This is a genomic window from Pseudomonas spirodelae, assembly GCF_034653255.1.
In the GTDB taxonomy this organism is placed as follows: domain Bacteria; phylum Pseudomonadota; class Gammaproteobacteria; order Pseudomonadales; family Pseudomonadaceae; genus Aquipseudomonas; species Aquipseudomonas spirodelae.
This window is the reverse complement of the sequence record NZ_JAYEET010000023.1, coordinates 115,637-133,591: the sequence shown is the minus strand read 5'-3', so window position 1 is coordinate 133,591 and position 17,955 is coordinate 115,637. Positions and strand designations below refer to the sequence as shown.

At 59.2% G+C, this 17,955-nt stretch carries 21 protein-coding genes and 1 pseudogene; 17 read left to right on the top strand and 5 right to left on the bottom strand.

The genetic code is table 11. The annotated features are described in order from the left end of the window. Positions 1-546, top strand: a 546-nt coding sequence (gene istB, locus SOP97_RS07840) for an IS21-like element ISPst3 family helper ATPase IstB (protein ID WP_322948835.1), incomplete at its 5' end; no start/stop codon positions are given. A 370-nt stretch (positions 547-916) separates the two neighbouring features. Here istB and SOP97_RS07835 read toward each other — a convergent pair. Next, on the bottom strand, positions 917-1,918 hold the full coding sequence (locus SOP97_RS07835) for a YagK/YfjJ domain-containing protein (RefSeq protein ID WP_322948834.1): 1,002 nt from the start codon (positions 1,916-1,918) through the stop codon (positions 917-919). Positions 1,919-2,255: 337 nt separating this feature from the next. Further along, complete coding sequence (locus SOP97_RS07830; RefSeq protein ID WP_322948833.1) at positions 2,256-2,486, bottom strand: helix-turn-helix transcriptional regulator; 231 nt, start codon at positions 2,484-2,486, stop codon at positions 2,256-2,258. Positions 2,487-2,794: 308 nt separating this feature from the next. Here SOP97_RS07830 and SOP97_RS07825 point away from each other — a divergent pair, with 308 nt between their 5' ends. Continuing rightward, complete coding sequence (locus SOP97_RS07825; protein ID WP_322948832.1) at positions 2,795-4,441, top strand: YfjI family protein; 1,647 nt, start codon at positions 2,795-2,797, stop codon at positions 4,439-4,441. Positions 4,442-4,794: 353 nt separating this feature from the next. Here SOP97_RS07825 and merR read toward each other — a convergent pair whose 3' ends face one another. Then, positions 4,795-5,229 (bottom strand): Hg(II)-responsive transcriptional regulator, encoded by a 435-nt coding sequence (gene merR, locus SOP97_RS07820; protein ID WP_000429838.1) that lies wholly within the window; start codon positions 5,227-5,229, stop codon positions 4,795-4,797. A 71-nt stretch (positions 5,230-5,300) separates the two neighbouring features. Between merR and merT the strand changes: the two genes are divergently transcribed. The 6 genes from merT to merE are packed head-to-tail and all read left to right on the top strand — an operon-like array spanning position 5,301 to position 8,448. After that, positions 5,301-5,651 carry a mercuric ion transporter MerT gene (gene merT, locus SOP97_RS07815; protein WP_001294667.1) on the top strand — a complete coding sequence of 117 codons (351 nt, stop codon included), beginning with the start codon at positions 5,301-5,303 and terminating at the stop codon, positions 5,649-5,651. A gap of 15 nt (positions 5,652-5,666) precedes the next feature. Next, complete coding sequence (merP, locus tag SOP97_RS07810) at positions 5,667-5,942, top strand: mercury resistance system periplasmic binding protein MerP (RefSeq protein ID WP_000735441.1); 276 nt, start codon at positions 5,667-5,669, stop codon at positions 5,940-5,942. 2 nt (positions 5,943-5,944) lie between these two features. Beyond that, complete coding sequence (gene merF / locus SOP97_RS07805; RefSeq protein WP_000654684.1) at positions 5,945-6,190, top strand: mercury resistance system transport protein MerF; 246 nt, start codon at positions 5,945-5,947, stop codon at positions 6,188-6,190. Continuing rightward, positions 6,187-7,833: a mercury(II) reductase gene (gene merA, locus SOP97_RS07800; protein ID WP_000136268.1), complete on the top strand. Its 1,647-nt coding sequence runs from the start codon at positions 6,187-6,189 to the stop codon at positions 7,831-7,833. Before merF ends, merA begins: the two co-directional genes overlap by 4 nt. 16 nt (positions 7,834-7,849) lie before the next feature. Then, positions 7,850-8,215, top strand: a complete 366-nt coding sequence (gene merD / locus SOP97_RS07795) for a mercury resistance co-regulator MerD (RefSeq protein ID WP_003465059.1) — start codon at positions 7,850-7,852, stop codon at positions 8,213-8,215. Then, positions 8,212-8,448, top strand: a complete 237-nt coding sequence (gene merE / locus SOP97_RS07790) for a broad-spectrum mercury transporter MerE (protein WP_001087809.1) — start codon at positions 8,212-8,214, stop codon at positions 8,446-8,448. Before merD ends, merE begins: the two co-directional genes overlap by 4 nt. Positions 8,449-8,500: 52 nt before the next feature. Here the strand turns inward: merE and SOP97_RS07785 are convergent, their stop codons facing one another. After that, positions 8,501-9,115: a recombinase family protein gene (locus tag SOP97_RS07785; protein WP_000904941.1), complete on the bottom strand. Its 615-nt coding sequence runs from the start codon at positions 9,113-9,115 to the stop codon at positions 8,501-8,503. Between the two features lie 202 nt (positions 9,116-9,317). On the opposite strand from SOP97_RS07785, the gene SOP97_RS07780 reads away from it, so the two are divergent. The 3 genes from SOP97_RS07780 to SOP97_RS07770 are packed head-to-tail and all read left to right on the top strand — an operon-like array spanning position 9,318 to position 13,122. Beyond that, positions 9,318-10,997 (top strand): Mu transposase C-terminal domain-containing protein, encoded by a 1,680-nt coding sequence (locus tag SOP97_RS07780; RefSeq protein ID WP_003465068.1) that lies wholly within the window; start codon positions 9,318-9,320, stop codon positions 10,995-10,997. A gap of 2 nt (positions 10,998-10,999) precedes the next feature. Then, positions 11,000-11,908 (top strand): TniB family NTP-binding protein, encoded by a 909-nt coding sequence (locus SOP97_RS07775; RefSeq protein ID WP_003465065.1) that lies wholly within the window; start codon positions 11,000-11,002, stop codon positions 11,906-11,908. After that, positions 11,905-13,122: a TniQ family protein gene (locus SOP97_RS07770; RefSeq protein ID WP_003465063.1), complete on the top strand. Its 1,218-nt coding sequence runs from the start codon at positions 11,905-11,907 to the stop codon at positions 13,120-13,122. Before SOP97_RS07775 ends, SOP97_RS07770 begins: the two co-directional genes overlap by 4 nt. A gap of 117 nt (positions 13,123-13,239) precedes the next feature. On the opposite strand, the gene SOP97_RS07765 is transcribed toward SOP97_RS07770, so the two are convergent. Further along, positions 13,240-14,133, bottom strand: a complete 894-nt coding sequence (locus SOP97_RS07765) for a cation transporter (RefSeq protein ID WP_033902376.1) — start codon at positions 14,131-14,133, stop codon at positions 13,240-13,242. 100 nt (positions 14,134-14,233) lie between these two features. On the opposite strand from SOP97_RS07765, the gene cadR reads away from it, so the two are divergent. The 6 genes and pseudogenes from cadR to SOP97_RS07735 all read left to right on the top strand — a co-directional run. Next, complete coding sequence (cadR, locus tag SOP97_RS07760) at positions 14,234-14,641, top strand: Cd(II)/Pb(II)-responsive transcriptional regulator (RefSeq protein WP_024015046.1); 408 nt, start codon at positions 14,234-14,236, stop codon at positions 14,639-14,641. A 130-nt stretch (positions 14,642-14,771) separates the two neighbouring features. Beyond that, positions 14,772-15,119 (top strand): DUF3703 domain-containing protein, encoded by a 348-nt coding sequence (locus tag SOP97_RS07755; RefSeq protein WP_024015047.1) that lies wholly within the window; start codon positions 14,772-14,774, stop codon positions 15,117-15,119. Continuing rightward, a complete protein-coding gene (gene lspA / locus SOP97_RS07750; RefSeq protein WP_322948831.1) occupies positions 15,116-15,625 on the top strand; it encodes a signal peptidase II in 510 nt (169 codons plus the stop codon). Before SOP97_RS07755 ends, lspA begins: the two co-directional genes overlap by 4 nt. Then, on the top strand, positions 15,625-16,371 hold the full coding sequence (locus SOP97_RS07745) for a helix-turn-helix transcriptional regulator (protein WP_036992934.1): 747 nt from the start codon (positions 15,625-15,627) through the stop codon (positions 16,369-16,371). Before lspA ends, SOP97_RS07745 begins: the two co-directional genes overlap by 1 nt. A 68-nt stretch (positions 16,372-16,439) precedes the next feature. Then, complete coding sequence (locus SOP97_RS07740) at positions 16,440-17,306, top strand: sterol desaturase family protein (RefSeq protein ID WP_322948830.1); 867 nt, start codon at positions 16,440-16,442, stop codon at positions 17,304-17,306. 309 nt (positions 17,307-17,615) lie between these two features. Continuing rightward, positions 17,616-17,813: pseudogene (locus SOP97_RS07735) on the top strand (IS5/IS1182 family transposase); the annotation flags it as partial. Positions 17,814-17,955: the final 142 nt, after the last annotated feature.

The following is a 17,955-nucleotide window of genomic DNA, read 5'->3' as shown; positions in this document are numbered from 1 at the left end:
CTGGCCAGCCTGGCCTTTACCGACACCGCGCAGAAMGTGGTGCTGATCGGTGGGCCAGGCACCGGTAAAACCCACCTAGCCACCGCGCTGGCCGTGTCCGGCATCACCCGGCACGGTAAGCGCGTGCGCTTCTACTCCACGGTCGATCTGGTCAATCTGCTGGAGCGCGAAAAACACGACGGCAAAGCCGGGCGGATCGCCCAGGCACTGCTGCGCATGGATCTGGTCATCCTCGACGAACTGGGTTATCTGCCGTTCAGCCAGGCTGGCGGTGCGTTGCTGTTTCACCTGCTGTCCAAGCTGTACGAACACACCAGCGTGGTGATCACCACCAACCTGAGCTTCGCCGAATGGTCGAGCGTGTTCGGCGACGCCAAGATGACCACCGCCCTGCTGGATCGGCTGACCCACCACTGCCACATCGTCGAAACCGGTAACGAGTCCTATCGCCTGCAACACAGTAGCTTGGCGGCCCAGGCCAAGATCAAATCACGGGAGCGAAAGCGTAAGGGCGGCCAAGAACCGGAGGACGATGAGCCGTTCTGATTTCATGGCGACGACGGCCTGCTACATGGCTGCGTGTGGCAGGTCTTAAACAACTGAACTGGGCTAGCGAAGGAGTGGGGGCAACAGCAGCTGCGCTGGTAGACTTATCCACAGTTGCTGGTAACAAAATCAGCAATCCGCCCTGGGTCAAATTTCAATCGGCAGGGTGGGTCAATTTTCCATCAGCGCCAACAGTCTGACTGATTCCGTTCGTATACCGACTGGTAATACTGCCGGCAGCGCTCTCCTTTTTCTATCACCCCAGAATTCCCTTCAGTCATAGATTCCTGGGTGGAGCCTAAACCATCGGTAGGCCAGGATTCCACAGGCATAGCGTTAGCACGCTGCACGCAGGGGCCCGGCCTGCTCTTCACATTACTCCAGCAGGGCAGTGGATCAGTTGGCTGCCCTGTACACCTTTTTTTGCCTGGCCTTTACGAAAGCAACGAGCGCCCTCAGGCTTGAGCCGCAGGTGCTGGTCATTCTTGACCAGGTAACGCATGGCGTGGTGCACGTTAGCCCGAGCATTTAGGTCTCGCCGATGGATTAGGCCAATCCCCAGCTTGTCTTGGTATTTGTCTTTATCGAGGTTGCAGTTGTTGTAGCAGCCCTGACCACGGGTAATACGCTCCCACAGCTCACCGATCCGCTGCGCTCTGTAGATATCGGCACTCACTTCAGCACCGTTGAAGAAGAAGGCCGCATGGATGTGATACCCCCGATCCTCGCCTTGCTCAACGGTGCATATGTAGCCGGTCTCATGGTCGAAAATCGGGTTTCGCTTACGCTCACGCTCAGCAATCAGCCGACTCAGGTCGTCGAATACGTGCTCAACACGCAATCGAACTTGCGCCTCGGCGTGGTAGTAAAGATCCAACCGAATCACGCAGGTGCGGGCGTAACGATCCAGCACAACATCAACGTAGCGACCGATCTCAACTTCCTGCTTAATCGCTTGGTGACGCCGATCTGGCTCCCAGCGTTTGTATCGCTTTTTGGTGAGCAGCGTTCGGATGTGCTTGGTCAGTTCGTTCAGCGTCTCGCTGGTGCTCAGATAGCGTGTTTCGCCTTCGTCCAAGCAGGTAATGCCGCACGGGCTTAGTTCAACCCCAATGGACTGACAAGCCTCTCGGAAAAGGTTCAAGTGCGAGCTGTAGTCATACACCACATCACACTCGAACAGAGCGACCATCTGTTCGATCCCATCGAAGTATTTTGACAGCCGGGTTGCAGTGACCTGTTCATCACCATGCTTCGAGTACGTGATACCGAAGGCTTGGCTATCTGTACGTTGGATGGCGTTGACGAGTCGCTCAATCCGGATGGCGATATCGGACTGTGATGGGTAGGTGTAGCTGCGTCGTTGGGTCATCGTTGTGCACCTGATTGGTTGGAGGCATATCAGGGGCGTGATGTGTTTTTATTTAACCGATGACCTATCCCATTGGCTGGGTAGTGGTGGCTGTGTGGCTATCAGTGTTCAGGCTATTGCGTAGTTATGGATTGATAGTCTAGAGCTATATAACTAGATCCCGCTCCGAGCCACAGCGGCAATCCCGGCCTAGCAAGACAATGGGGAGCAACATTGCCTTGCTAGGCGAGAAATGGAATCACCTGGAGCTTGGGGGAGTTAGCTGAGAATCCAGCCCCTTCCATGCGACATAAACGCCATGACCAGCCGAAGCCAATCATGGCGCAGGTGGATAGTTCTAGCTGGCCATACTTAGGTGGCTGGCGGAGCGCACAGCAGCTCCCTCGGCCAGGTCACGCTCCTCAATCCTGGCCAGGATCCAATCGTGCACCTCGATGTCGACCCAACCGACACAACGGTCGCCCAGAGATACCGGCTTAGGGAAGGTGCCTTCCGAGATGTACTTGTAGATAGTCGACCGGGCGAGACCGGTCGAGTCGATGACTTCTTTCAGTCGGATGATTCGCATGAGCGGGCTCCTCTGTATGGCTCAGAGGATTGGCAACGGCGATATAAAAAAACTGCCAGCAACCCGGTAGACGTAATCAATCACTCGAACCAGGCCCTTACGGCTGGCAGAGTCCTCCCAAATACATGGGCCATGACACTTCCCAGCCATAGCTAACCCTGGCCACTAAAACCACAATCGAGTCTGCATTGGCTGGATTCAGTGACGGAGATACATACCAAAATTTAGAGAAAATAAAATTTACACAACTGAAAAAAATCACAATATGCTGCTATTTTTGCTAGAAACAGCAAAAAAAGCGGACATTAATGAATTACACAGACGATGAAAAAACTGAATCAAGTGATGTCGCCCCTCTTACCAACCTAGAGGGATGGCCATCCTTCCGCGAACACAGCCTGTTTGAGGCAGCAGTTACCGAAGCAGCACGGGAGCTTCAGGTTTCCCGTGAGATGGCGATGATGTGCGCCTTCGGAGCAATGGCAACCGCTTGCCAAAAACATGTCGATGTAGAGATGCCGCCAGGACATACATCACCGACCTCGCTAATGCTGTTAACTATCGCGGACTCTGGTGAGCGCAAGACCACCACACAGAACAACTTTTTCGAGGCGATAAATCATCTAAATGATGCAGCGCATCGCGCCAACGAAGACGCCTTGCTGGAGCATCGCGTCGAGTATCAGCTATGGAGCACTCGCAAACGACACCTAGAGCGCATGTACAGCAGATATGCCGCCCAAGAAGACGAGACCGCCACGCAAGCATCTCTGAAGGAAATCGCTGAGCATGTTAGAGCCGAGCCACAACCAGTTCGCTCGGCCAAGTTTCTCTATGAGGACACTACCCCCCAGGCCCTTGTACAGATGCTTTACGAAAACGCACCGAATGGCTGCCTGCTAACAAGCGAAGCAAGCAGTATTTTCAGCGGCAAAGCCTTGGGTGAACTCGACAAGCTCAATACCTTATGGGATGGAAACAGCGTGATCGTGGATCGCATTTCCAGAGAAGGATTCGTTCTCCAAAAAGCCCGTCTAACACTATCGCTAATGGCACAGCCGAGTGTAATCAGCCGCTTTATGGGCAAGCGCGGCGAAGAGGCGCGCGGCACAGGCTTCCTCGCACGCTTTCTTGTAGTAAAACCCCGCGCCATGGCTGGTCAGCGCACAGATCAAAAACTAACTGAGCTTCCACGCCGAAAGGCTTTCAACACTCGCATCCGTGAGCGCTTGGAATCAGCCGTATTGCCTGAACGCCAATTGCTATCTTTCTCGGAGCAAGCAAAAGACCTCTGGTTCCAGTACAGCCGATATCTTGAAAAGCAAATGCAGGAAAACGGCTTATACCATTACCTAAAAGATCACGCCTCCAAGTTACTGGAGAATACCAGCCGCCTAGCGGCCATTCTGCATACTTTCGAGCGCCACTCAGACAGCGATACCGAAATTGACTACGTCACCTTGGAGTTTTGTTGGAAGTTTTCGCAGAACTGCTCAAGCCACTTCATTAAAAACTTGGCAAGCGAGCCACAGATTGTTACAGACGCAAACCTCCTAGCACACTACCTCCTCACAACTGCCTACGACGACGACCCACTCAAAAATAGAAATAAAGGAGAGACCGCCTTAACCGACCTGATGTCAGGGGCAGCGACTAGGCTTTCATTAACCAAAATAAAGCAGTATGGCCCCAGCACACTAAGAGGGCGCGCAAATAGCGAGCGACTTGACGCAGCTATTGAACTCCTCAGAAAGCTCGGACATATAGCAAGAGAAGGAAGATTCTATCGATTTAGTGAGTCAATTCTACTCAAAGAGGGTGAACCAGAACTGAAAAATGGCCAAATCATCACAATCAAAGAACTACCACTATTCAGCGAGCAGGTATATGAGAGGCAGGGAAATACCAGTAATGGCTCATGGGGAACTACACGCTATTACATCAAAGTACGTTAACGGCGGCGGCGGCAACTTCAAAAGAGGAATAATTTGAAATTCACCATAAACGTTACGTTATAACATATATAAATCTATCCAGAAATACAAACCCTTACGCAGTGCCCTGTGAAACTGCAGAGTCACTGCAAACATTTTTACACTTAATAGAATACCGACCTATGCCATGACCAGACTCAGGCATCTGATCACGCGCCTCGCCATGCGGGAGGTAGGCGTCCATCGCCGGCCTTAATGTCACTTTCAGAAGGCGACAGCACGAAATATCAAAAGTCGACCGCACGGTCTTTTCTGACGTTGGAGTCGCCTCAGAAAACGGAAAATAAAGCACGCTAAGGCGTAGTTCCCTCGGGCTACACCGCGTCCGCACTGCGCGGTTCTTTCTTCCCTTGCAGTGACGCAATCAGCGGGCAGGAAACGTTCCCCTTCCGCGCATGGCAGGCGCACACCAAATCAGACAGCACGGCCTCCATGCGCGCCAGGTCAGCCATCCTCTCGCGCACGTCCTTGAGCTTGTGCTCGGCCAGGCTGCTGGCTTCCTCGCAATGGGTGCCATCCTCCAGCCGCAGCAGCTCGGCGATCTCATCCAGGCTGAAGCCCAACCGCTGGGCTGATTTCACGAAGCGCACCCGCGTTACATCCGTCTCGCCATAGCGGCGAATGCTGCCGTAAGGCTTGTCCGGTTCCGGGAGCAAGCCCTTGCGCTGATAGAACCGGATGGTCTCCACATTGACCCCGGCCGTCCTGGCGAAAACGCCAATGGTCAGGTTCTCCAAATTGTTTTCCATATCGCTTGACTCCGTACATAACTACGGAAGTAAGCTTAAGCTATCCAATTCAGATTCGAAAGGACAAACGTATGTCTGAACCTCAAAACGGGCGCGGCGCGCTCTTCACTGGCGGGCTGGCCGCCATCCTCGCCTCGGCTTGCTGCCTCGGGCCGCTGGTTCTGATCGCCTTGGGGTTCAGCGGCGCTTGGATCGGCAACTTGACGGTGTTGGAACCCTATCGCCCCATCTTTATCGGCGTGGCGCTGGTGGCGTTGTTCTTCGCCTGGCGGCGCATCTACCGGCCGTCAGCCGCCTGCAAACCGGGTGAGGTTTGCGCGATTCCCCAAGTGCGAGCTACTTACAAGCTCATTTTCTGGGGCGTGGCCGTGCTGGTTTTGGTCGCGCTCGGATTTCCCTACGTCGTGCCATTTTTCTATTGATCACAGGAGTTCACCATGAAAAAGCTGCTTTCCGCCCTTGCCCTCGCTGCCGTTGTTGCCCCCGTGTGGGCCGCCACCCAGACCGTTACGCTGTCCGTACCGGGCATGACCTGCTCGGCCTGTCCGATCACTGTCAAGAAGGCGATTTCCAAGGTCGATGGCGTCAGTAAAGTTGACGTGACCTTCGAGACGCGCGAAGCGGTGGTCACCTTCGATGATGCCAAGACCAGCGTGCAGAAACTGACCAAGGCTACCGAGGATGCGGGCTACCCATCATCAGTCAAGAACTGATCATGAAAGACCCGAAGACACTGCTGCGGGTCAGCATCATTGGCACAACCCTCGTGGCGCTGTGTTGCTTCACCCCTGTTCTGGTCATTTTGCTCGGTGTGGTCGGCTTGTCCGCGCTGACCGGCTATCTGGACTATGTGCTGCTGCCTGCGCTGGCGATTTTCATCGGCTTGACCATCTACGCCATCCAACGAAAACGCCAAGCCGATGCCTGCTGCACCCCGAAATTCAATGGAGTAAAAAAATGACCGAAATCACCGTGAATGGCATGACCTGCACATCCTGCGCCACCCATGTCAAAGATGCTTTGGAAAAGATTCCCGGCGTGAATGCCGCTGTGGTGTCCTATCCAGAAAGCCGCGCGCAAGTCATGGCAGACACCGCCGTGAGCCACAACCAACTGCTGGCCGCCATCGCCGCATTGGGTTATCAAGGCTCGATCCGGGTTGGTGATTTCAAAGATGAACCAAAAATCCGTGATGCACTTGAGGGCGCCGGTTTGCATATCGCCATCATTGGCAGCGGCGGGGCCGCGATGGCGGCGGCGCTGAAGGCCGTCGAGCAAGGCGCGACGGTCACGCTGATCGAACGCGGCACCATCGGCGGCACCTGCGTCAATATCGGCTGTGTGCCGTCCAAGATCATGATCCGCGCTGCCCATATTGCCCATCTGCGCCGGGAAAGTCCGTTCGACGGCGGTATTGCGGCAACTGTGCCTGCGATTGACCGCAGCAAACTGCTGGCCCAGCAGCAGGCCCGTGTCGATGAACTGCGGCACGCCAAATACGAAGGCATCCTGGACGGCAATCCAGCCATCACCGTTTTGCACGGTGAAGCGCGTTTCAAGGACGACCAGAGCCTGGTCGTCCGTTTGAACGAGGGTGGCGAGCGCGAGGTAACGTTCGACCGCTGCCTGGTCGCCACCGGTGCCAGTCCGGCCGTGCCGCCGATTCCGGGCCTGAAAGAGTCACCCTACTGGACTTCCACCGAAGCGCTTGTCAGCGACACCATTCCCGCACGCCTGGCCGTGATCGGTTCGTCGGTGGTGGCGTTGGAACTGGCGCAAGCCTTTGCCCGGCTCGGCAGCCAGGTCACGATCCTGGCACGCAGCACCTTGTTCTTCCGGGAAGACCCGGCCATCGGCGAGGCCGTGACAGCCGCTTTCCGCGCCGAGGGCATCGAGGTGCTGGAGCACACGCAAGCCAGCCAGGTCGCCCATGTGAACGGCGAATTCGTGCTGACCACCGGACACGGTGAATTGCGCGCTGACAAGTTGCTGGTTGCCACCGGTCGGGCACCGAATACGCGCAGCCTCGCGCTGGACGCGGCGGGGGTCACTGTCAATGCGCAAGGGGCCATCGTTATCGACCAAGGCATGCGCACGAGCAACCCGAACATCTACGCGGCCGGCGACTGCACCGACCAGCCGCAGTTCGTCTACGTGGCAGCGGCCGCCGGCACCCGTGCCGCGATCAACATGACCGGCGGCGACGCAGCCCTCAATCTGACCGCGATGCCGGCAGTGGTGTTCACCGACCCGCAAGTCGCCACCGTGGGCTACAGCGAGGCGGAAGCGCACCACGATGGCATCGAGACCGACAGTCGCACGCTGACACTCGACAACGTTCCGCGAGCGCTTGCCAACTTCGACACACGCGGCTTCATCAAGCTGGTCATCGAGGAAGGTAGCGGACGGCTCATCGGCGTGCAGGCGGTGGCCCCGGAAGCGGGCGAACTGATCCAGACGGCGGTGCTCGCCATCCGCAACCGCATGACGGTGCAGGAACTGGCCGACCAGTTGTTCCCCTACCTGACAATGGTCGAGGGGTTGAAGCTTGCGGCGCAGACCTTCAACAAGGACGTGAAGCAGCTTTCCTGCTGCGCTGGATAAAAAAAGGAGGTTTTCAATGAGCGCCTACACCGTGTCCCGGCTGGCCCTTGATGCCGGGGTGAGCGTGCATATCGTGCGCGACTACCTGCTGCGCGGATTGCTGCGTCCGGTGGCGTGCACCCCGGGCGGCTATGGCCTGTTCGATGATGCCGCCTTGCAACGGCTGTGCTTCGTGCGGGCGGCCTTCGAGGCGGGCATCGGCCTGGACGCGCTGGCGCGGCTGTGCCGGGCGCTGGATGCTGCGGACGGCGATGAAGCGGCCGCGCAGCTTGCCGTTCTGCGCCAGTTCGTCGAGCGTCGGCGCGAAGCGTTGGCCGATCTGGAGGTGCAGTTGGCCACCATGCCGACCGAGCCGGCACAGCACGCGGAGAGTCTGCCATGAACAGCCCCGAGCGCTTGCCGTCCGAGACGCACAAACCGATCACCGGCTACCTGTGGGGCGCGCTGGCCGTGCTCACCTGTCCCTGCCATTTGCCGATTCTCGCCATTGTGCTGGCCGGCACGACGGCCGGCGCGTTCATCGGAGAGTACTGGGGTATCGCAGCCCTCACGCTGACCGGTTTGTTCGTCCTGTCTGTGACACGACTGCTGCGGGCCTTCAAAGATCGATCATGAGCGCTTCCCATTGAGACAAACCACGCTGTCGCTACGTTGCCTCATGCCGGCATCAAATTCGGCTGAGTAGCTTCTCGCCATCTGGACGTAGCTCACCCTTGGGTGAAACATGCCGATACAGGGTCTGCCGCGTGACGCCAAGTTCCTGGCACAGGTCGCCGACCTTGGTCTCTGGCTGACCCATTGCCGCCATCGCCAGCCGCAGCTTGGCGGCGGTCATCTTGAACGGCCGGCCGCCTTTCCGCCCGCGCGCGCGGGCCGAGGCTAGGCCGGCAATCGTGCGCTCCGCGATCAACTCGCGCTCGAACTCGGCCAGGGCGGCGAAGATGCCAAAGACCAGCTTGCCGGCGGCGGTCGTGGTGTCGATGGCCGCGCCGTGCCCGGTTAATACCTTCAAGCCGATGCCGCGCCCAGTCAGGTCATGCACGGTGTTGATGAGATGTCGCAGGTCGCGTCCGAGCCGATCCAGTTTCCACACGACCAGTGTGTCGCCAGTTCGCAACGCCTTCAGGCAGCTCGTCAAGCCGGGCCGATCCTCGCGCATGCCGGATGCCTGGTCCTCGTAAAGATGTACTGGATCGACCCCGGCGGCAATCAGCGCGTCGCGCTGCAAATCGGTAGCCTGGGAGCCGTCCGCCTTCGATACCCGCATGTAGCCTATCAGCATGTCGTACCTGTCACATATACGTTCGTTTGTTGGACTCCACGCTCTGAGCAGGCAATTCTTGTCGTTTTCAGAAGACGACCGCACCATCTGACTGGATGTAACGCCTGGTGTGCATACGGCTCCTGACAGCCCAATATCAGGAGTCGTCTGCACCAATCTCGACTATGCTCAATACTCGTGTGCACCAAAGCGAGGTTTGGGCATGACATCAGACACTCCACCGATTGCCGCGCAAGGCGTGGCCACCCTGCCCGACGAGGCATGGGCGCAAGCCCGGCACCGGACGGAAATCATCGGGCCACTGGCAGCGCTTGAGGTGGTCGGGCATGAAGCCGCCGATGAGGCAGCCCAAGCGCTGGGCCTGTCCCGGCGACAGGTATATGTCCTGATCCGTCGCGCCCGGCAGGGTACTGGCCTGGTAACAGACCTGACGCCCGGCCGATCCGGCGGCGGCAAAGGCAAGGGGCGCTTGCCGGAACCGGTCGAGCGCATCATCCGCGAGCTGCTGCAAAAGCGCTTCCTGACCAAGCAGAAACGCAGCCTGGCGGCGTTCCACCGCGAAGTCGCGCAGGCGTGCAAAACCCAGAAGCTGCCGGTGCCGGCGCGCAACACCGTGGCCCAGCGGATTGCCGGACTACACCCGGCGAAAATAGCCCGCAGCCGGGGCGGGCAGGACGCTGCCCGTCCCTTGCAAGGCGCGGGTGGCATTCCGCCCGAAGTCACCATGCCGCTGGAACAGGTGCAGATCGACCACACCGTCATCGACCTGATCGTGGTCGACGAGCGCGACCGGCAACCGATTGGCCGCCCATATTTGACCCTCGCCATCGACGTGTTCACGCGCTGCGTACTCGGCATGGTGGTCACGCTGGAAGCGCCGTCCGCCGTCTCGGTCGGCCTATGCCTCGCGCATGCCGCCTGCGACAAGCGGCCCTGGCTGGAAGGGCTGAATGTGGAAATGGACTGGCCGATGAGCGGCAAGCCCAGGCTGCTCTATCTGGACAACGCGGCCGAGTTCAAAAGCGAAGCGCTGCGCCGTGGCTGCGAACAGCATGGCATCCGGCTGGACTATCGCCCACCAGGCCAGCCGCACTACGGCGGCATCGTGGAACGGATCATCGGCACGGCGATGCAGATGATCCACGACGAATTACCGGGGACGACCTTCTCCAATCCCGGCCAGCGCGGCGAGTACGATTCCGAGAAGATGGCCACCCTGACGCTGCGCGAGCTGGAGCGCTGGCTCGCGTTGGCGGTAGGCACCTATCACGGCTCCGTGCACAACGGCCTGCTCCAGCCGCCGGCCGCGCGCTGGGCCGAGGCCGTGGAGCGCGTTGGCGTCCCGGCCGTCGTTACCCGCCCCACCGCGTTTTTGGTCGATTTCCTGCCGGTGATCCGCCGCACCCTGACCCGCACCGGCTTTGTCATCGACCACATCCACTACTACGCCGACGCCCTCAAGCCGTGGATTGCCCGGCGCGAGCGCTTGCCCGCCTTCCTGATCCGGCGCGATCCGCGCGACATCAGCCGCATCTGGGTACTGGAACCGGAAGGTCAGCACTATCTGGAGATCCACTACCGCACCTTGTCCCATCCGGCCGTCACCCTCTGGGAACAACGCCAGGCGCTGGCCAAATTGCGTCAGCTCGGGCGCGAGCAGGTGGACGAGTCGGCGCTGTTCCGCATGATCGGGCAGATGCGCGAGATCGTGACCACCGCCCAGAAGGCCACGCGCAAGGCGCGGCGCGACGCTGATCGCCGCCAGCACCTCAAGACGTCGGAGCCACCGGCCAAGCCCATACCGCCGGATGTGGACATGGCTGACCCGCAGGCAGACAACCTGCCGCCGGCCAAACCGTTCGATCAGATCGAGGAGTGGTAGCCGTGGACGAATATCCCGTCATTGACCTGTCCCACCTGCTGCCAGCGGCACAGGGTTTGGCCAGGCTGCCGGCAGACGAGCGCATCCAGCGCATTCGCGCCGACCGCTGGATCGGCTACCCGCGCGCGGTCGAGGCGCTGAACCGGCTGGAAACTCTGTATGCGTGGCCGAACAAGCAACGCATGCCAAACCTGCTGCTGGTCGGCCCCACCAACAACGGCAAGTCGATGATCGTCGAGAAATTCCGGCGGGCGCACCCGGTCGGCACCGACGCTGACCAAGAACATATCCCGGTGCTGGTCGTGCAGATGCCGTCAGAGCCATCGGTGATCCGCTTCTATGTCGCGCTGCTGGCTGCGATGGGCGCGCCGCTGCGCCCGCGCCCACGGCTGCCGGAAATGGAGCAACTGGCGCTGGCCCTGCTGCGCAAGGTCGGCGTGCGCATGCTGGTGATCGACGAACTGCACAATGTACTGGCTGGCAACAGCGTTAACCGGCGCGAGTTCCTCAACCTGCTGCGCTTCCTCGGCAACGAGCTGCGTATCCCCCTGGTCGGGGTCGGCACGCGCGAGGCGTACCTGGCCATCCGTTCGGACGATCAGTTGGAAAACCGCTTCGAGCCGATGCTGCTGCCGCCGTGGGAGGCCAATGAGGACTGCTGCTCGCTGCTGGCCAGCTTCGCGGCGTCACTCCCGCTACGGCGGCCATCCCCGATTGCCACGCTGGACATGGCCCGCTACCTGCTCACCCGGAGCGAAGGCACCATCGGCGAGCTTGCACATCTGCTGGTGGCGGCGGCCGTCGCCGCCGTGGAGAGTGGCGAGGAAGCGATCAACCACCGCACGCTCAGCATGGCCGACTACATCGGCCCCAGTGAGCGGCGGCGACAGTTCGAGCGGGAACTGATGTGAAGTCCGCGCCGCGCTGGCCGCTGCATCCGGCACCCAAGGAAGGCGAAGCCCTGTCCTCATGGCTCAACCGGGTCGCCGCCTGCTACCAGATGGACGTGCACGAGCTGCTGGCCCACGATCTTGGTCACAGCCAACTTGATGACCTGGATACCGCACCATCCTTGTCGTTGCTGACGGCGCTCTGCCAGCGCAGTGGCGTCGAGCTGGAGCGGTTGCGCAGCATGAGTCTTGCAGGCTGGGTGCCGTGGCTGCTCGACAGTCTCGACGATTCGGTACCAGCAGCCTTGGAAACCTATACATTCCAATGCGCGGTGCTCCTGCCCAAGCGCACCCGCAAGGTGCGGTCCATCACTCGCTGGCGTGCCTGGCTACCGAGCCAGACGATTCGCCGGGCGTGTCCGCAGTGTCTGAACGATCCAACGAATCAAGCTGTGCTACTCGTCTGGCAGCTCCCCTTGATGCTGAGCTGCCCGCAGCATGGCTGCTGGCTGGAGTCCTACTGGGGCATGCCCGGCCGGTATCTTCAGTGGGAAATCGCCGATGCTGCGCCGCGCCCTGCCGATGACGCAATCGCCTGCATGGACCGGCGCACCTGGCAGGCGCTGACGACGGGTTTTGTGGAGCTGCCGCGTCGGCGTGTCCACGCCGGCTTGTGGTTCCGGCTGCTGCGCACCCTGCTTGATGAGCTGAACACGCCGCTCTCGCACTGCGGCAGTTGCTCGGCGAGCATCCGCCATGTCTGGGAGCGCTGCGGCCATCCGCTGCGCGCCGGGCAGAGTCTGTGGCGTCCCTACGAGATTCTGGCCCCGGCGGTGCAGTGGCAGATGCTGGAGGCGGCGGCCACCGCCATCACGCTGATCGAGTCAAAGGCGCTGATCCCGCGCGGGGAACAGGCCGCGCTGTTTCAGACGGAGCCGCACACTGGTTTCACCAACGGCCTGCCGGCGAAGGTGCCGAAGCCGGAACCCATCAACCACTGGCAACGAGCAGCCCAGGCCATCGATGAGGCCATCATTGAAGCGCGACACAACCCGGAGACGGCCCGCTTGCTGTTCACACTGGCGTCCTACGGGCGACGCGACCCCGAATCCCTGGAACGTTTGCGCGCCACGTTCACCAAGGAGGGCATCCCGCCGGAGTTTTTGTCACATTACGAGCCTGAATGGCCGTTTGCAGGTCTTAGACTAAATGACGGGTTAAGTGACAGTTTTTGACGGCGAGAACTTTCTGGCTCACACTGTCACATAATCGAAGGTTTATTGGACTGTCCGTACCATTGATGTTCACTTGTAGAAAGTGAGCCCATCGCGATGGAATACAGGATCGGTTGGTCAGGCTTTCAATGCCAGGATTCGGCGCGCACCGTTCAATACGATGAGGCCAACGACCGTACCAATCACCAAGTCTGGGTAGGGAGAGCCCGTCCACGCAACCAGCGCGCCGGCGACGATAACGCCAATGTTCGCGAGCACATCGTTGGCCGAAAAAATCCAGCTCGCTTTCATGTGTGCACCGCCTTCGCGATGGCCATAGATCATCAAGAGACAGCTGGCGTTTGCGACGAGTGCAACTAAGCCAATCCCCATCATCAGCATCGACTCAGGTTCGCTGCCATAGTGGAAGCGTCTAGCCACCTCCACGAGTACGCCCAGTGCCAACAGGATCTGAAAGAAACCCGCCAGGTGCGCAGCGCGAACTTGCAGCTGTGCACTGCGGCCGACGGCAAAGAGAGCCAAGCCATAGACGGCAGCATCCGCAAACATGTCCAGCGAGTCGGCAATAAGGCCCGTCGACTGAGCGATCAACCCTGCGCCCATCTCGATAACAAACATGGCAGCGTTGATGCCGAGCAAAATTTTCAGGGTGCTCGCCTCTTTCGACGCCGCTAATTCCTCATCAGCGCGATTGGTCGAGGCTGCTTCCTGACTAGCTGGTTGAGTCCCCAGTAGCGCTGCCCCTAGACCCAGGGACTCCAGCTTGGTAGTGATTGGGTCAACCGCCCCGTCATGGAAAGCGAGTACCTGCCTGCTGCTCAGATCAAAGGACAACGAACGAAGCTCAGGCAAGCTATTCAGCGCGAGCCGAATCATTCGCTCTTCCGAAGGGCAATCCATCTTGGGTACAGAAAAATGGCTGACCCAGGCTCCTTCGGTCGAGGGCGCGCTCGCTGCTTCAGCAGGCGCTGACACTGAACCGCAGCCACAGGATTTTTCACACGAGCTCATGATCCGCCTCTCCTATCAGGTTCAATTCTGGCAATTGAAAACCATATAGCAGGTATAGGGTCAAGCCTGGATATACTGGCTGTTTATCGAGGAGCAGCCTATGCGCATTGGTCAACTTGCACAGCTGACGGGAGCGGACATTCAGACCATTCGTTTCTATGAGCGCCAGGGCCTGCTTGCATCGCCCAATCGCCAGGCAAATGGCTACCGAGCCTACGAAGCGGATCATGTGGAGAAACTGCTGTTCATCCGCCGTTGCCGGTCCTTTGGCATGTCGTTGGACGAAATTGGTGTTTTGCAGAGCGTTCAAGCACAGCCGCAGCAACCGTGCGCGGCGGTCAATACGCTGCTTGATAGCCATATCGCCCAGGTCAGGGCCCAGATCGCATCCTTGCAAGCCCTGGAAAACCAGTTGGTGACGTTACGCAGCTGCTGCGATGACGAACGACAAAGCCTGGACTGCGGAATACTTTCGGGTCTAGTGGAGGGAGGCAAACGGCTTCCATAAGGCGCGCTAGAAAAGTGCCATTCGCTTCTGCTCAAATCGTAGAGCTTGACCCTATAGCGGCTACAGGGTGTTCACTTGCACGATCGGCCCAGAATCATGGCCTTCCAACTGCTGCGCAAGTGAGTTCCAGATGAATACCGCCCTCCGCAATGCCATCGATGAAGCCTTTTTCCAGGCAAGGACAGCACTCCGTGAAAAGGCGCCAACCGAGGCATTCCCCTGGCTCGAGCGCGCCCACATCTTGAGCCAGCACATGCCCGTCCTGCATGCGCGGAGCCATTGGTTGATGCTAAGGGCTGGCTGGCAGTTGCGCGACTACCGGGAAATGTTCGGCCAAGCACCACGGATCATCGCTGCCGTGTTGTTCTCGAAGATCTGGGTACCGCTCGGCAATACCGGACGCGCGAGGATCAGTGCATTCGCGCCGATGCCCGTCTCACCCGGATTGCAGCGACTGTTTCAGGGAGCGAAACAATGAAATCGCCACTTGGAATGGCGCACCGTATCACTCCCGGGCTCTGGTGGACGCTATCGCTAGCCGTTGCCCTGGCCGACCAGGCGATCAAATATGTAATTGAGGGTTCGCTCTCGGTCGGCGCCGTGGTTCCTCTGACCCCAGTCTTCAATCTGGTCCATTTCTGGAATACCGGCGCAGCGTTCAGCTTCCTAGCTGACGCGGGCGGTTGGCAGCGCTACTTCTTCATTCTCCTCGCACTGGTTGTTTCGATTGGGCTCGCGTTGCTCTTGCGTAAGCCCAGGGCCAAGCTCGAAGCGCTGGGCTATAGCCTCATACTGGGAGGGTCAGTGGGGAATCTGATCGATCGCAGCTTCCGAGGCCATGTGATCGACTATCTGGATTTTTTCTGGCAATCCTGGCATTGGCCTGCATTCAACTTGGCGGACATCGGCATCGTGGGCGGTGCCGCCATGTTGCTCCTGAGCAGTGTGCTGAGTCCAAGCGCGGAACTGGACCGGGGCAGATAATGCGAAGCTCGGATGCCGCAGAAGTGGCTCGCTGGTCAGGCCATGCCTGGGTCGGCCCCGGTATCGGCGTCTTTCTCGGCCATGCCGCCCACCAGGATTGGCACCATCATCAAGCACATCAAATTGCAGTGGGGCTCGACGCCGCGATAACGGTTGAAACGCCGTTGGGTGGGCAATCTGGGGCTGCCATCTTGATTCCGGCAGGCTTGAAGCACCGGCTCAGTGCTGGGCAGGTCCTGTCGATCTACCTGGATGTGCTGTCCGATGAGGCGCGTGCCTTGCGGGTGAGCGGAGCCGTGAGGCTGATGGAGATCGTAGCGGCCGATATTGCTGCGATGGTCGAGGCACTGAGGGCGTCGGGGCATTCGCCTGTCCAGTTGCAGGCGCAGGTACGTCGGCTGTTGCGGCTTGCCGATCCACCAATCCCTGATCCGCGCTTGACCAAGGTCACCGCAGCGCTGCGCGAAGGCCAAATGGGGCGTGAGGCAATGGCCGCGTTGGTGCATTTGTCACCCACGCGTTTTTCCCATTGGTTCGTGGAGCAAACCGGCCTGCCGTTGCGCAGCTATGTCAAATGGCTGCGCCTCACCCAAGCCCTGCAACACCTGGCCAAAGGGGGACGGCTGACCGAAGCCGCGCATGCGGCAGGTTTTTCCGACTCGGCGCATTTCTCCCGGACATTCAGGGCGCTGCTGGGCATCGATCCGTCCTCCGCCCTGGCTGCGGTCGATCTCCAGAAGTCATAGCTCTTTCGTTCAAGTCGAACGTCGTCCTCTGCACCTACCGTGAAGGCTCTCTACATAGGAGCTGAGCGATGTCCACTTCTCTTCGATTCGCCCTACGCTGGTTGAGCTATCCGCTCGTGTTTGGTGGCAGCGCCGCCTTCATGGTCTGGGCCTTGTACGCCGGGGTGCCGTACTGGCCCAGCACACCCTTGGTAGCCGCAGTCGGTCTATTGGCCGTCGCGGGGCTGGAGCGTATCCAGCCTTTCCGGGAGGGCTGGCTGGAGGATCACCAGGACACCCTGACCGACCTGGTGCATATGCTGGTGAATCTTTCCGTCATCCAGTTCACCGCCGAAATCCTGGCCAGGCTGGGCGATGCAGTGCCGGCTACAGTTCGTCTCTTCCCAGTCGAGAGTCGACTTTGGGTTCAGCTGCTGCTGGTCGCCGTCGTGCTCGATCTGAGCCTGTATGCCATGCACCGCATCAGCCACCACGTACCCTGGCTGTGGCGTTTTCACATGATTCACCACAGCGCCGAGCGCTTGTACTGGATGAATGGGGAGCGCCGGCATCCCCTACATGCGATGCTCATGGCTGGCCCGGGATTGGTGCTGCTGTTTGCATCCGGCGCGCCTTCGGCAGTGGTTGCCACCTGGTTCGGCATTCTGACCGTTCACTTGGGCTTTCAGCACTCGAACCTGGATTACCGGCTGGGTTGGCTGCGCCATGTCATCGGGGTGGCTGAAATTCATCGTTGGCACCACAAGCGCGACTTCGAAGATGCCCAGGTGAACTTCGGCGAATTTCTGATGGTGTGGGATCGGCTATTCGGGACGTTCTACGACAGTACAGGAAAGCAGGGCGACGCCAATGTCGGCTTGCGTGAGAGGGACTATCCCAAGGGTTACCTTGGTCAGTTGACCGAACCCTTTGGGCGAGACCGAGCCCGCACATAGCGTAGTGGGCCTCAAAGCTGTAGGCCCCATGTGTTTGCCTGGAATGATCTGGCTCGTGGGCGGAAGAGACTAGATGTTCCCGCATGCCAAGCAGACATGCGCTCTAACGAGGCAATCGATTCACTACCTATAAGCCCCGTCATTTGCAATTAATGCTGGTTGGTAGCCATGGAATGCAGGTCAGCGCGGATAAATGCAGGTTCATTCGCAGCTAATACTGGTTTGCCGGGCCGGTCAGTCGCAGTTAATTCCGGTCGAAAATCGTATTGATTGCAGGTCGGGACGTTTTCGTTTGCAAGCCGTTACAGCTATCGCATGCAGCCGGTGATTCTGCAGCGCACCATGAAGTGCAACCCCAAGCCAGCGCTACCTCAGTGGTTTGATCGCCCGAAATACCAACAAAGGAACATCATTGAGCAGATGTTTGGCTGACTGAACGAGAGCCGGAGAGTCGGTACTCACCACGACAAGCTCGCCAGAAGTTTTGATGCGATGGTCATGCTGGCGTACGCTGCGGCGCATCTGCTAGATAGCGACGCACGCACAGAATACGCCACAGCACACAGAGCCATGCCCGAGCACTGCGCTCAAGCCAGTAGCAACCATCTACCTACTGCAGACAGAATTTTTCGGTGGCACAAAAAGTGGT